We start from the raw sequence: 14,363 nt of genomic DNA on the forward strand, positions 1-14,363 counted from the left end.
TCGTGGCGAAACATCGTTTGCAACAGCCGAACCGCGGCATGAAAAGTGCCCGTGGCGCATTGATCGCCGGTTCCATCACGCTCGGCGCAATGGGGATGGCAGCTGCACCGGCCATGGCCGCACCGATCACCGTCCCAGGCGTCGGAACATTCGACATCCCGGGCGTGACCGAGGGTCAGATCCCGAATGAACTCAAGCCCCAGAACATCCTGCCGCAGGCCGCTGCTCCGCAGGCGAAGCCCGTCGGCCAGATCGCTGCCGACGCCGCCGTGAGCAAGATCGGTTCGCCGTACGTCTACGGCGCCGCAGGCCCGGATGCCTTCGACTGCTCCGGCCTCGTCTACTGGTCGCATCAGCAGGCCGGACAGAACATCCCGCGTGACAGCTACGGCCAGCTCGGTGGCGGCACCAGCGTGAGCGCTGCCGACGCACAGCCCGGCGACGTCGTCATCTACAACGGTGGCGGACACGCCGGCATCTACATCGGCGGCGGCCAGGTCGTGCATTCCTCGACCGAGGGTGTGCCCGTGGCGAAGATGGGTCTCAACGACCAGTCGGTCCTCGACATTCGTCGCTACTGAGCGACAACAATTGAACACGGCCACTTGGGCGGGATCGCTGATCACAGCGGACCCGCCCAAGTGGCTTCCGGGCCGGGTCCTCGAGCGGGGGCGCGCCGATAGCGACGTCGCCGCCGCGGAGGGCTGTGTAGCCTGGCCGGGTTGGGGTGGGTGCTGAATTGTCACGGCCCGCGCGAGCGGGCCCGCTGCAGGTATTGAGGAGTTACATCGTCGTGGTGCGTGTTCGATATGTCGCCGTGATGCGGACACTGATCGCCGCCGTTGTGCTGGCGCTGGCGGTTGCCCTGGGGGCGGGCGTACCGGCGGGTGCCGAACCCGGTCCTCGGAGCCCAGACGACATGCTCACCGAGTACAAGTCCCTCGGTCGTGAGGCAGAGCAGGCCACCGAAGCCATCCACAGCACAACAATCGAACTGACCAAGCAACGTGAGGCGGTCGCGGCAGCCACGACGGAGGCCGCCGCCGCAGACCAGACCCTCGCGGATCTGAAGAAGCAGGCAGAAGGGCTGCAGGGTGCTGTCGACGCCCTGGTCAATGCCAGCTACAAAGGCGCCCGGGTCAACCGGTTGTACGCCGTACTCGTCAGCGACTCACCGCAATCCCTGCTCGATCAGATGTCCGGCCTCGAGATGGTGTCCCGTCAGACCGTCGACGACGTCCGCACGTTCACGCTCGCGAACGAGAAGGCGGAGGCGGCCAAGAAGTTGGCCGACGACACCAAGGCGAAGGCCGAGGCGGCGGTCGCGACCGCGGAGAAGACCAGCGCCGACCTGCAGGCCAAACAGAGTGAGCGGGTATTCAAGGCCACCGAGATCAGAGCGATGTACGAGGCCCTCACCGGAAAGCAGCTCGCCGAGCTCGCGGGCCCCAAGATCGAGTTCAACGCCGCGATGCTTCCCAAGGGCACCGCGCCCGAGGTCATCGCAGTGCGGGCCGCACTCACCCGGATCGGTGATCCGTACGTATGGGGTGCCACCGGGCCGGACCAGTTCGACTGCTCAGGTCTGATGGTGTGGGCGTACAAGCAGGCGGGCAAGACCCTGCCGCGGTCGAGCCAGGCCCAGTTGGCGGGCGGCACCGCCGTCGACAGGAACGACATGCGCCCGGGCGACCTGATCATCTACTACCCCGACGCCACGCACGTCGGTATGTACGTCGGCAACGGGTACGTCATCCACGCCTCCACCTTCGGCGTGCCGGTCAAGGTCGAATCGGTCGATGGTGCCGGCCCGTTCAACTCGGCCCGCCGGTACTGAAACCCACGGTGCGAAAACCTTCCACGCCAGAGAACGAGCAGGGCGGTGCCCGCCGTGGGCGCCGGTGGGTATGGGTTGTGGTGGCCATTGCCGTCATCGTGGCCGTTGCGGTCACGCTCACTGTCACACTCACGGGCTCCGGCGCAGACAGCGGTACGCAGACGCGAGAGAGCACGCCGCGGCCACAGAATCCGTTTGAAGAGGCCCGCACCCTGGGAGTTTCGCAAGTTCTGGCGGACTACAGTGCCGCTCTGCGCGACGGCGATGCGGCGACAGCGGACGCGGCGCTGGACGAGTCGGCGACGGAGATCCTGCGGGATCGCACCCGACGATCCGCGGAGGGAATCGGTGATCTGCCGATCTCCACCTTCGAATATCGCTTGTCGAGCACGCGTGGCCCTGAACGGCTGGTGCCCCCCGAGTTGCAGGCTCGACTCGACGCCCAGGGCAGCAGCGACTCGTGGGTGGCGCCGGTGCAGTTGCGATACGCCTATGAGGGCATCGACAGCGCTCCCGTGGTGCTCGAGGTGCCGATGGTGATGGCGAGGTACCCCGACGGCTGGAAGATCGTCGCCGACTCCGGGCCCCTGTTCGGTGAGCCGGGTCCGGCAGGCCAGGTCTGGCAATACGATGAGCCTGCTGCCAGGCCGGTGAGCACTCCGCCAAGCAAGTCGCTCGTGCTGACTAACGGCGCCTCACCGTTGACCGACGAGCTGGCGGGACTGCTGCCCGCGGCCACCGAGTCGGTGACAGGCTTCTGGGGTACGAGGTGGGCCCAGGGTGCCGGCGTGATCGTTGCGGGCTCCGACGAGGAGTTCGCATCCATCGCCGGTTCGAGCCAGGCGGATGCCGACGCTGCCGCGGCGGTGACCATCTTCGGCTCCATCGATCCCGCGGGACCGACCGCGCTGGGTCAACGGGTCGTGTTCACTCCACAAGCGGCCGGGCTCGATCCGAACACTCTCGCCGTCGTGTTGCGGCACGAGCTGTTCCACGTCGCCGCACGGACCGCTACCGCAGCAGCCGTTCCGGTGTGGGTCACCGAAGGCGTTGCCGAGTACGTGGGCAGACGTGGAACCTACACCCGACTCGAGCAGGCCGCCCCTGCGCTGGCCGCGGAGATCGCCGCGAACGGTGCGCCCGCCGATCTCCCGGCCGATGCGAACTTCGCACCGAGCAATCCCGATGCCGCGCTCGCGTACCAGTCCGCCTGGTCGGTCGCGGCGTTCATCGCCGACACCTACGGTGATGACAAACTCAAGCGCTTCTACGTCGCACTGGCCGGTGCCGACCAGCCGACCGACCCGGCTCTCGTAATCACCGCGCAGAACACCGCGGCGCAGATAGTGCTCGACACCTCGCGCGATGATCTGGTCAGCCAGTGGCGCGCCTGGCTCGGCCGGCAGGTCTGACGCAGCTACGGTGGGCCAATGCATCGGACGCTGTTGGTCACCAACGACTTTCCGCCCCGGCAGGGCGGCATCCAGTCGTACCTGCAGAATTTGGTCGACCGTCTGCCTGCCGGCGAGATCATCGTCTACGCGCCGAGATGGCGTGGTGACAGCCACGTGCGTTTCGACAAGGAGCAGCCCTACGAGGTCGTACGGCACCCCACCACGCTGATGATTCCGACGCCGATCGTCGCTCACAGGGCAGCCGAACTCGTTCGCGCACACCAGGTGGACACTGTCTGGTTCGGTGCGGCGGCTCCGCTCGCGACCCTGGCGGGAACCGTGCGCCGTGCGGGTGCGAGCCGGGTCGTCGCGAGTACGCATGGTCACGAAGTTGGTTGGTCGATGCTCCCGCTTGCCCGGCAGACGCTGGGCACGATCGGGCGTGGCACCGACGTCATCACGTACGTCAGCACCTATACCCGTGGCCGGTTCGCGGCCGCTTTCGGCCCGCGTGCGGCACTGGAACACCTGCCTCCCGGCGTCGACGTCGACCGGTTCAGGCCCGATCCGGTTGCGCGACAGAACTTTCGGGAGCGTCACGGACTGGGCGGGGCTCCGACCATCCTCTGCTTGTCACGACTGGTTCCGCGCAAGGGCCAAGACATGTTGATCCGGGCATTGCCCGAGGTACGCGCGCAAATCGACGGCGCAGTCCTGATGATTGTCGGGGGCGGGCCCGATCAGCGTCGATTGCGTGAACTGGCGGCCGCGACCGGGGTGGCCGATCACGTCGTCTTCACCGGATCTGTGCCCGCCGACGAACTCGCCGGGTACCACAACATCGCCGACGTGTTCGCGATGCCTGCCAGGACCCGCGGTCGTGGGCTCGACGTCGAGGGGCTCGGAATCGTCTACTTGGAGGCGTCCTCGACGGGGATACCGGTGATCGCCGGTGACTCGGGCGGGGCACCGGAGACCGTTCGACCGGGTGAGACCGGACTCGTGGTCGACGGCCGATCGCTTCCGGAGCTGGTCGAGGCGCTCACGACCATTCTCGGCAATCGCGAACTGGCCGAATCGATGGGGCGGGCAGGCCGCGAGTGGGTGCAGTCGCGGTGGCGGTGGGAGCACATGTCGTCGCGGCTCGCGCAGCTGCTGTGACCTCTGGATACCGGAACAAGTAAGGGTTTGTGATGGGCGTGCCGGGTCGATATGTGAAGCTAATGCGGTGACCAGAATTCAGGTTGCCGACCAGACGTTTGTCGCGGCGCCCGCAGAATCGGCGACGGAGCTGATCTCCGACCGCGCGAACTGGCGTCGCTGGTGGCCGGACCTGCAGTTGACCGTCGTCGAGAATCGAGCCGAGCAGGGAGTGCGCTGGAAGGTGAGTGGCCCGCTGAACGGAACCACCGAGCTCTGGCTGGAACCGGTGCTCGATGGGTTCGTGCTCCACTACTTCTTGCATGCGGAACCGACATCGCAGTTGCCGACCGAGCCCCGCGCACTGATGACCGAGGTCGGCAAGATCAATCATCGTCGGCGTGTTGCCGGTCGTGCGATGTCGTTCGAGGTGAAAGACCGACTGGAGGCCAGTCGCCATGTCGGGGGACCGGCGGCAGGAGAGGGCGGAGTCGCGGCATCCGGGGGTGCCAGATGACGGATCGCACTGAGCAGTCCATCGTCATCAACGCCGATGCGCAGGCCATCATGTCGGTCATCGCCGATTTCGAACAGTATCCGAAGTGGGTCTCGGCCGCCCGTGACGTCCAGGTGACGGTTCCCGGTGCGTCAGGTCGGGCCCGGCAGGTCCGGTTCGTCTTGGATGCCGGTGTCCTCAAGGACAACTACGAGTTGAGCTACGACTGGTCGACAGACGGCAATTCGGTGACCTGGGATCTGGTCAGCAGCGATCTGCAGACTGCCCAACACGGGCGTTACCAGCTGGTGCAGCAAGCCCCCGGGTCGACGAAGGTCACCTATGAGCTCAGCGTCAGTCTTTCCATCCCGATGATCGGCCAGCTCAAGCGTCGGGCTGAGAAGGCGATCACGGACGCAGCGCTCAAAGAACTCAAGAAGAGGGTCGAAGGCTGATCGATCTAGCGCCCATCCACCTCGTACTCGGTGCGGGCGGGGCGGGAACCACCACGGTCGCGGCGGCCGGCGCCGCCGGCGACCGGGAGGCTCGTCGCACCGGCCGTCGGGGAAAGACCTTGCTCGTAACGCTGGACAGGTTCCACTCGGCGGCGACTGTATTCGGTGTCTTTTCTGTTCCGGGAGAACCCGTTCCGGCCTCGCAGCAAGTTGATCTGCTCGAACTCGACACGATGGCGATGCTCGAGGACACCTGGGGGACGGTGCGCTCGGCACTGGCTGCCGGCGAGTTGACGGGTACCGGTGTGCCCGGGGTAGGTGCTTTACTCGCAGGACTCGATCCCGAAGAGGTGCTGGGCCTACCCGGCGTCGAATCGCTGCTGGCCCTGCGCCGGATCAGGGATGAGGCGGCGTCGGGGTCATGGTCGCGGGTCGTGGTGGACCTGTCGGGCGGAACTGACCCATTCGAGTTGTTGCGTGTTCCGCAGATGGTTTCCGACACCATCGAGAGGCTGTGGCCGAGGCACCGGCGACTGGCGGCGTCGGCAGACAATGCCCGCATAGCCAGGGTCGTCGCGGTGCTCGACGAGCTCGTCCGTGACTGCGCGGATGTCGACGAACTGCTGTTCGACACCGCCGGCGTCGATGTTCATCTCGTGGTCGGCGCCGATCGCCACGGGGTGGCGACAGCGGAGCGAGCACTCTCGGTGCTGCAGGTGATGGGACTCCCGCTCAGTACCGTGCTGGCCAATCGTGTTCTCCCGGAGAATCTCTCACCTGCGACGACAGGCGTCGGTGCGACGGGGCCGGCCGCGTGGTGGGATGAGCAGCTCGGTGTCCAGGCCGCTGCCGTCGAACGGATTCGGGACATCACCTCGGGTGCCGAATTCATAAGCCTGCCATGGCTTTCGGAGCCGATCGACTCGGTGTTGACGTTGCGGCGCCTTGGGGTGCGTATCGGGTCGCGGCAGATGGACACAGTGGGGCCGCAAGCGGCCAAGGTCGAGCGCGAATCGGGTTCAGGGGTCGATTCGATCTACCGGATGAGCTGGAGACAGGCGCTTCCGGACCCCTCGGGGCTGCAATTGGGTCGCAGCGGTGACGATCTGATGATCACCGTGAGTGGAGTGCGCAGGCGGGTGCGACTACCGTCGGTGCTGCGTCGATGTCTGGTCTTGGGAGCCCAGTGGGACGGCGGGGTACTGACGGTTCGATTTCGCCCTGACCCCGGTCTCTGGCCCGAGACGTAGCAGATAGGTAACAATGACGGGCATCGCATGAGCCACCCGACCGTGAAGGCAGCGTGAACGAGAGAAGGCCGGCTTGACCCATCAGCATGGCGGTGACGCAGACGGTGCTCGGTCAGGCTCGGATGCCGAGGCCTGGCGTGCCCTCATCCTCGGCGTCCTCGAGCGTTTCGACGCGCTGGCGGCAGGCCTACTCGGCGAGGGCGGCGTGCGAACCGGCGAATCCGGTGGTCGGGCAGGCGCCCGAGGTGGACCCGGGCCACCGACCGACTTCGCCGGACAGGCGCGGATCGCCCTCGACGGGATCATCGAAGAGGCAGGTGAACTGCTGTGGCAGATTCTGGGACAGCTGATCGCGATCTTGGAGGCGATCCAGGCTGCGCTGGAGCAGGTGATCGGTGCAGGCGCGGCGGCGCCCGCGCCTCGCTCGCCGGGTGAGACCGGGCGCGATGCGGCGTATCAACCCATCACAGTTCGCTTCGAACCCGTACGTGACGACGGCGTGGACAGGACGTGAGCGCCGCACCCCGGCACGGCGCGGGTAGAGGGGACATGGCCGTCGGTATCGACATCGGCGGGACGAGCATCCGGGCGGCAGTCGTCGACGAGAACGGCCAGGTGCTCGACACCGTCCGGTCTCAGACCCCCACGACGGCGACTGCGCTCGAGAGCTGTCTCGACTGGACCGTCGCCGAACTGGCAGAACGCTGGACGGTGACGGCGGTCGGACTCGCAGTGGCCGGATTTCTCACCACCGACCGGCAGGTGATCCGGTTCTCTCCGCATCTGCCGTGGCGCGAGGCCCGCGTCGCCGAGGAGATGACGGCCCGAATCGGCCTTCCCGTGTTCTGCGAGCATGACGCGAACGCCGCAGCGGTGGCCGAATATCATTTCGGAGCGGCCGCCCGCGGTCACAACACCCTGGTCATCGCGATCGGCACCGGTATCGGTGCCGGATTGCTCCTCGACGGTGAGATCTACCGCGGGAGTTTCGGCGTCGCCCCCGAACTCGGACACCTGCGCGTGATGCCCGACGGCAGGCCGTGCTCGTGCGGAAAGTTCGGATGCTGGGAACGATATTGCAGCGGTACGGCACTGGTGGACACCGTCGTCGAGCTGATCGCGGACGGCGGCATGTGGAACAGCCAGCTCGCCCGGGAGATCACCGACGATCCCGGTTCGCTGACCGGTCGCCGGATCGCTGCGGCCGCCCATGACGGCGACGCGCTCGCGTTGGCGGCGTTTGCCGAGTTCGCCCGCTGGCTCGGGCTGGGGCTCGCGATGGTGTGCGACGTCTTCGATCCCGATCTCGTGGTCTTGGCCGGGGGCGTGGGGTCGTCCTCAGGGCTTTATCTCGACGAGGCCCGGGAGCACTACTCGGCGTTGCTGACCGGAGCAGGACACCGGCGGATGGCACGCATCCGCGGAACCCAGCTCGGAGAGGCGGCGGGAATGATCGGTGCCGCTCAGATCGCCAGGATGGGGGCCAGGGCTGTGACGGACCAGCGCCCGGGTGGGTAAAGTTCTCGGCGTATGTGGTGTCGGCAACAGCGGCGGGGCGTTTGTGGCTCGTCAGAGAGTGAGAAGACATGTGGTACTGGGTCTTCAAATACATCCTGATGGGACCTGCCCTGCGGGCCCTGGGTCGGCCGAAGGTCGAAGGGCTGGAGAACATCCCGGCCAAAGGTCCGGCAATTCTCGCCAGTAATCACCTCGCGGTCGTCGACAGCTTCTACCTTCCGCTGATGGTGCCGCGCCGGATGTACTTCCTCGCCAAGAGTGAGTACTTCACCGGCACCGGTGCCAAGGGCGCGTTCCAGCGGTGGTTCTTCAATGCCTCGAGTCAGATCCCGATCGACCGCACCGGCGCCGACGCCGCGGCCGGTGCGCTCGTGTCGGCTCGTCGCAAACTCGACGTCGGTGATCTGATGGCGATGTATCCCGAGGGCACCCGGTCTCCGGACGGTCGGCTGTACAAGGGCAAGACCGGCCTGGCGCGGATCGCGATGGAATGCGGTGTCCCGGTGATCCCCGTGGCGATGATCGGGACGAGTGAACTGAATCCGCCCGGCACCACGATCCCGCGCCTTGGTCGCATCACCGTGAAGATCGGGAAGCCGCTCGACTTCAGCCGCTACGAGGGCATGGAGGGCAACAGGTTCATCGAACGCGCGGTCACCGACGAGATCATGTACGAGCTCATGCACTTGAGCGGGCAGCAGTACGTCGACGTCTACGCCGCGACACTCAAAGAGCAGCCGGCCGCCGAACCGGTGACCGAGACGCCCCCGGCGGCCTGACCCGCCGGTGCGCTACTTCTACGACTGCGAGTTCATCGAGGACGGCCGCACGATCGAGTTGGTCTCGATCGGGATGGTCGCCGAGGACGGCCGTGAGTTCTACGCCGTGTCAACAGAATTCGACCCTGATCGGGCCGGCCAATGGGTGCGGACGAACGTTCTGCCCAAGCTCCCGTCGCCGGCGTCGAAGGCATGGCGCTCTCGCGCCCGGATCAAGGAAGACCTGCTCGAGTTCGTGAACGCCGGACCCGGGACCATCGAGCTGTGGGCCTGGGTCGGCGCGTACGACCACGTGGTCCTATGCCAGCTGTGGGGTCCGATGACGGCGCTGCCCAGAGAACTCCCGCGCTACACGCGTGAGTTGCGGCAGCATTGGGAATGCAGCGGGCGCCCCGAGTTGCCCGCTGCGCCCAAGGATGCGCACGACGCGCTGGCAGACGCACGGCACAACCTCAACAAGTGGCTCGCCATCGAGAATTCGGTGAACCGGCCGCAGTGATCCGGGCATGAATTGGGTTCGGATGTCGGCGGGGCATTAGGCTGGTCTGGTGGTGAACTGGACCGTAGACGTTCCGCTTGATGAACTCCCTGAGCTGCCGCCCCTGCCCGGCGACCTCGCAGCCCGATTTGCGGCGGCGCTGACGAAGCCCGCGTTGCAGCAGCCGAGCTGGCCGGAAGACAAAGCACGCGCGATGCGTACCGTGCTCGAAAGCGTGCCGCCGATCTGCTTGCCCAACGAGGTGGAACAGCTCAAGGCCCAACTCGCCGAGGTCGCGCTCGGTCGGGCATTCCTGCTGCAGGGAGGCGACTGCGCAGAGACGTTCGCAGACAACACCGAACCCCACATCAAAGGCAACATCCGGACGCTGCTGCAAATGGCGGTGACGCTCACCTACGGCGCCAGCCTGCCCGTGGTGAAAGTGGCGCGCATCGCAGGTCAGTACGCCAAACCGAGGTCGTCGGACACCGATGCACTGGGCCTGCCGTCGTACCGCGGCGACATGGTCAACGGCTTCCTGCCCGAGTCGACCGTCCGCGAACACGATCCGTCCCGGCTGGTCCGCGCCTACGCCAACGCCAGCGCCGCGATGAACCTGGTCCGCGCGCTCACCGGGGCCGGCCACGCCGACTTGCACCGGGTGCACGACTGGAATCGGGAGTTCGTCCGTACCTCGCCCGCGGGCGCCCGATACGAGGCCTTGGCCTCCGAGATCGATCGTGGCCTCAAGTTCATGGACGCCTGCGGTGTTCGGGACTCCAACCTCGAATCGGCCGACATCTACGCCTCACACGAGGCCCTGGTCCTCGACTACGAGCGCGCGATGTTGCGCCTGGCGGACGATCCGGCAGACCCCGACAGCGGCAAGAAGGTCCTCTACGACCTGTCGGCCCACTTCCTCTGGATCGGGGACCGCACCCGCCAGCTCGACGGCGCCCACATTGCGTTCGCGGAACTGATCGCCAACCCCATCGGACTCAAGATCGGTCCGAGCACCACCCCCGAACTCGCCGTCGAATACGTCGAACGGCTCGACCCGAACAACGAACCCGGCCGGCTCACACTCGTCGCGCGGATGGGTAACGGCAAGGTTCGGGAGTTGCTGCCCCCGATCGTCGCAGCCGTCGAGGCGACCGGCCACAAGGTCATCTGGCAGTGCGATCCGATGCACGGCAACACCCACGAGGCCAGCACCGGATTCAAGACCCGCCACTTCGACCGCATCGTCGACGAGGTGCAGGGCTTCTTCGAGGTGCATCACGCCCTCGGCAGTCACCCCGGTGGCGTCCACATCGAATTGACCGGTGAAGACGTGACCGAATGCCTCGGTGGCGCGCAAGACATCTCGGACCTCGATCTCGCAGGTCGCTACGAAACCGCCTGCGACCCACGGCTGAACACCCAGCAATCGTTGGAGCTGTCGTTCCTGGTTGCGGAGATGCTGCGAGGTTGATCGCGGGTTAACTGAGTGCGCTCGGGCCTGGTTTGGTCGGGCCGGGTTTTTGCCGGGTCGGGTTTTGGGGTTTGGTTCTTGTCTCACCAGCTGTGTTTTTTCGCTCCGCTTCGCTACGCGGGGCGTGCGGCCCTTTATCGCGTGCTCTTCCTCCGTCGACTCAGTCGCTGCGCTCCCTCGCTCCTCCGTCCAGAGCACGCGGGCCGCACGCGGGCGGGGCGAGTTCGCCTTGCTCACCGCCCTAGGTGGCCTTCCGTTGAGCGTGCCGATATCACCGTTGAGCGTGCCGAAACAGCCGTTGAGCGTGCCGAAACAGCACGGTCGGCGGTCAGATCGGCACGGCCGTCGACCCGCGAGCGAAGCGAGCCAAGGACACGTCTCAGTCCTTGACCAGGCCACCGTCGACCACGAGGTTCTGTCCGGTCACCGCACGAGACCACGGTGACGCGAAGAACAGGACAGCATCTGCGAACTCCTGTGGTGTGGTGACACGTCGTAGCGGAGTGCTCTCGGCGATCAGATCGAACACCGCTTCCGGAGTCGCGGAACTGGCATCGGTGGTGCGGAGCAATCCGCCGGAGACCATGTTGACGGTGATGCCCTCCGGTCCGAGATCCGCGGACAGGGTGCGGGTCAACGCCAGCAACGCAGCCTTGGCCGCGGTGTAATCGTGGTACGGGACCACCGGGTTCTGAACGAGGTTGGTACCGATGGTGATGATGCGGCCGAAACCCGCTTCGCGCATGCCCGGCAAGGCCGCCTGGGTGGTGTGTAGTGCGGCGGCGACGCTGCCCTTCAGTTGCGCATCGAAGTCCGGCCACGTGATCGTGTCGGCTTTCGGCCGGCCGTCACCGTTGAACGAGAAGTCGACGAGGGCGTTGTTGACGACGGTGGTGATCGGTGAGCCGAAATGCGCTCGCGCAGCGTCGAACAGGGCGGCCACCGACTCGGGTTCGGTGACATCTGCGCCGACGGCAAGTGCCTGATCGGAGCCGAGTTCGGCGACGAGGGACTCCGCGGCATCCTTGCTTCGCAGATAGTTGATGACCACCTTCGCGCCCTGGGTGGCAAACCCCCTTGTGATCGACTGGCCGAGCCCACGGGCCCCGCCGGTGATCAGCACGATCTGCTGTTCGATGGATTGCGCGTTCTTCGACGGCATGATGGACATCCCTCCGCCAGTACTAACTGGTCAGGTTCAGCGGGTCTGATCTCAGCCGAGAGGATTCGGCACCCCGTGTCGCCAACAATCAGATCACAGGAGCGGGCTTGCGCGGACGTCGGGCACCGGGTGCCCGACAATTCGCTGCTCGAAACGCCCCGAAGTCAGGGGATCGAGGTGATGTCGACCGTGGTGCCCTGTTTGATGCGGGTTCCGCCAGAAGGACTCTGGCTGACGACGATCGAGATACCAGACCCTGTCAGGCCCCTACTGTTGACCTTCAGCCCGGCGTCGCCGAGTTTGCGTTTGGCCGTGCCGACTGTGTCGCCGGTGACATCGGGGACGCTGACGGCATCGGACACGAAGATTCGTACCACGGGATTGCGCGGGTCCACACGAGCGCCGAAAGCCGGGCTCGCGGAGGTGATCTCGCCGGCCTTGGCGGTGCCATCAGTGGACGTTCCGCCATCCTGGGCGATCAGTCCGGCGTCCTGCAAGGTCCGCCGTGCCTCATCGGGTGTCATGCCCGACAGATCGGGAACCGCGATGGCGTCAGAGACGATGAGGTCGACGGTGCTTCCGGGTTCGGCCATCACGCCGGCGCCGGGACTGGTGCCGATCACCTTGCCGCCGTCGATGTCCGGGCTGAACTCTTTGCGGACGTTCCCCGTCTTGAGCTTCGCTGTCCCCAACAGCTTGGTGGCATCGTCCTGGTCACGACCTGACACATCGGGGACGGAGATGGGTTCGGGGCCGCGACTGGTGGTGATCTGGATCTCACTACCGACGGGCACCGTGGTTCCGGAGTTGGGCGTCAAGGAGACCACGGAGCCCTTGGGTGCGGTGTTGCTGTATTGCTGCCGGGCCACCTTGGGTACGAGAGTGCGGTCGCGCAGGCGCTGCTCGACTTCGGGCAGGGGGTCGCCGGCGCTGAGGTCTGGAACCTTCGGCTGCCCGACCGAGTACGCCAGGGTGACGTCGGAGAACCGGCTGACGCGGGTTCCCGGGACCGGTTGCGCCGACATCACCTGGTCGACGGGGAGATCGTTGTCGAAGGTCGGGTCGTCGACCACGTCGAGTCCGGCGTCTTCGATGGCCTCCGTCGCGGCGACGCGGTCCATCCCGGTCAGTTCCGGAACAGTGGTGAAGCGGCCCGACCCCAGCCACCAGCCGCCGACCCCGAGAAGAGTTGCCACGAGCATCACGACCAGCACCCAGATGAGTGCTGTACGACGGGATTTGCGGCGTTGTTCTGCGTAGGCCGAGGCCTGCGACATCATCGCCGTCGACGGGGGAGGAGGGCCCGGTGGGCCCTGCGGGCGTGGAGGCCCTGGCAGCGGCTGCTGATGGCGGGTGTCGGGTGGGAGGGTCTGGATCCGCGTCGGATTGCGGCCACCCTGCTGCGGTGGCGCGGACGGAGAGGCGATCGGATCAGTTCCATCCGGGTCGCCAGGTGGGCCCGCCGGGGGCCGCTGCTGGCGGTCGCGGAAGGCGACCATGGTCTCCCGTTCCGCCGAGCGGGTCGGGGCAGGCACCGTGAACGCGGGCAATTCGAGGTCGGCAGCGATCTCGGTGAGCACTTCGCGCATGTGGTAACCGTCGCGATACCGGTTCTCGGGGTTGCGGGCGGTCGAAGTCAGGACGAACTCATCGAACTCCGGTGGTACGCCCGGTATGAGCGAACTCGGTGCGGGTACGTCGTTGTTGAGCCGCTGATAGGCCAGACCCAGAGCAGTGTCTCCGGTGAACGGGGTTCTGCCGGTGAGCATCTCGAAGACCAATATGCCTGTGGAGTAGACGTCGGAGCGGGCGTCGGCGGACGCGGATTCGACCTGCTCGGGGGACAGGTACGCGGCGGTCCCCAGGATCACGCTGTTCGACGTGATGCCCGCTGCGGCGATGGCGCGCACCAGGCCGAAGTCGACCACCTTGACTTCGCCTTCGTCCGAGATCAGGACGTTCTCGGGTTTGACGTCGCGGTGCACGAGGCCGGCGCGGTGGGCTGACCCGAGTGCTCCGAGGACCGGTGCCGTCACGGCGGTCACGGCGTGGGGTGGCATCGGGCCGCGTTCGCGCAACAACTCGCGCAGGGTGCCGCCCTGTACCAATTCCATGACGAGAAACGCGTAGTCGCCGTCCGCGCCCTGGTCGTAGACGGCCACGAGCCCGGGATCCTTGAGCCGGGCGACCGACCTCGCCTCGAACTCGAGGCGGGCCAGGAACTGCGGGTCTGCCGAGAATCTCGGATCCATCACCTTGACGGCGACAGGCCGATCGAGCCGCAGATCCATTCCGAGGTAGACGCTGGACATGCCGCCGCGGGCGATGAGCGCATCGATCCGGTAGCGGCGCTCCAGCAGCATGCCGATCAGCATGTCGG

14 protein-coding genes and 1 riboswitch are annotated in these 14,363 nt (G+C 66.4%); of the genes, 12 read left to right on the top strand and 2 right to left on the bottom strand.

The genetic code is table 11. The features are described 5' to 3' along the window. Positions 1 to 2 precede the first annotated feature (2 nt). From J3S28_RS13965 to J3S28_RS14020, 12 genes are all read left to right on the top strand, one after another. Positions 3 to 581 carry a C40 family peptidase gene (locus J3S28_RS13965; protein ID WP_207841323.1) on the top strand — a complete coding sequence of 193 codons (579 nt, stop codon included), beginning with the start codon at positions 3 to 5 and terminating at the stop codon, positions 579 to 581. A 212-nt stretch (positions 582 to 793) separates the two neighbouring features. After that, complete coding sequence (locus J3S28_RS13970; RefSeq protein ID WP_307797125.1) at positions 794 to 1,837, top strand: C40 family peptidase; 1,044 nt, start codon at positions 794 to 796, stop codon at positions 1,835 to 1,837. 8 nt (positions 1,838 to 1,845) lie between these two features. Beyond that, positions 1,846 to 3,249, top strand: a complete 1,404-nt coding sequence (locus tag J3S28_RS13975) for a hypothetical protein (RefSeq protein ID WP_207841324.1) — start codon at positions 1,846 to 1,848, stop codon at positions 3,247 to 3,249. A gap of 18 nt (positions 3,250 to 3,267) precedes the next feature. Next, entirely contained in the window at positions 3,268 to 4,392 is a 1,125-nt protein-coding gene (locus J3S28_RS13980) for a glycosyltransferase family 4 protein (RefSeq protein WP_207841325.1), read from the top strand. 67 nt (positions 4,393 to 4,459) lie between these two features. After that, positions 4,460 to 4,888, top strand: coding sequence for an SRPBCC family protein (locus tag J3S28_RS13985; protein ID WP_207841326.1), 429 nt, complete (start codon positions 4,460 to 4,462; stop codon positions 4,886 to 4,888). After that, positions 4,885 to 5,322, top strand: coding sequence for an SRPBCC family protein (locus tag J3S28_RS13990; RefSeq protein ID WP_207841327.1), 438 nt, complete (start codon positions 4,885 to 4,887; stop codon positions 5,320 to 5,322). The genes J3S28_RS13985 and J3S28_RS13990 overlap by 4 nt, the downstream gene beginning before the upstream one ends. A gap of 14 nt (positions 5,323 to 5,336) precedes the next feature. Next, positions 5,337 to 6,572, top strand: coding sequence for an ArsA family ATPase (locus tag J3S28_RS13995; RefSeq protein ID WP_307797140.1), 1,236 nt, complete (start codon positions 5,337 to 5,339; stop codon positions 6,570 to 6,572). 73 nt (positions 6,573 to 6,645) lie between these two features. Next, positions 6,646 to 7,086: a hypothetical protein gene (locus J3S28_RS14000; RefSeq protein ID WP_207841329.1), complete on the top strand. Its 441-nt coding sequence runs from the start codon at positions 6,646 to 6,648 to the stop codon at positions 7,084 to 7,086. 35 nt (positions 7,087 to 7,121) lie between these two features. After that, entirely contained in the window at positions 7,122 to 8,090 is a 969-nt protein-coding gene (locus J3S28_RS14005; RefSeq protein ID WP_084893080.1) for an ROK family protein, read from the top strand. Positions 8,091 to 8,158: 68 nt separating this feature from the next. After that, entirely contained in the window at positions 8,159 to 8,869 is a 711-nt protein-coding gene (locus J3S28_RS14010) for a lysophospholipid acyltransferase family protein (RefSeq protein ID WP_207841330.1), read from the top strand. 7 nt (positions 8,870 to 8,876) lie between these two features. After that, entirely contained in the window at positions 8,877 to 9,368 is a 492-nt protein-coding gene (locus tag J3S28_RS14015) for a polyadenylate-specific 3'-exoribonuclease AS (RefSeq protein WP_207841331.1), read from the top strand. Between the two features lie 49 nt (positions 9,369 to 9,417). Further along, positions 9,418 to 10,821, top strand: a complete 1,404-nt coding sequence (locus tag J3S28_RS14020; protein ID WP_084837084.1) for a class II 3-deoxy-7-phosphoheptulonate synthase — start codon at positions 9,418 to 9,420, stop codon at positions 10,819 to 10,821. Positions 10,822 to 11,200: 379 nt separating this feature from the next. Here the strand turns inward: J3S28_RS14020 and J3S28_RS14025 are convergent, their stop codons facing one another. Then, positions 11,201 to 11,983 (bottom strand): 3-oxoacyl-ACP reductase, encoded by a 783-nt coding sequence (locus J3S28_RS14025; RefSeq protein ID WP_207841332.1) that lies wholly within the window; start codon positions 11,981 to 11,983, stop codon positions 11,201 to 11,203. Further along, a riboswitch (TPP riboswitch) is annotated at positions 11,975 to 12,069 on the bottom strand. Its footprint overlaps the gene before it by 9 nt. 78 nt (positions 12,070 to 12,147) lie before the next feature. Next, positions 12,148 to 14,358 carry a Stk1 family PASTA domain-containing Ser/Thr kinase gene (gene pknB, locus J3S28_RS14030; RefSeq protein WP_207841425.1) on the bottom strand — a complete coding sequence of 737 codons (2,211 nt, stop codon included), beginning with the start codon at positions 14,356 to 14,358 and terminating at the stop codon, positions 12,148 to 12,150. Between the last annotated feature and the right edge of the window lie 5 nt (positions 14,359 to 14,363).

Source organism: Williamsia soli (assembly GCF_017377795.1).
GTDB lineage: Bacteria > Actinomycetota > Actinomycetes > Mycobacteriales > Mycobacteriaceae > Williamsia > Williamsia soli.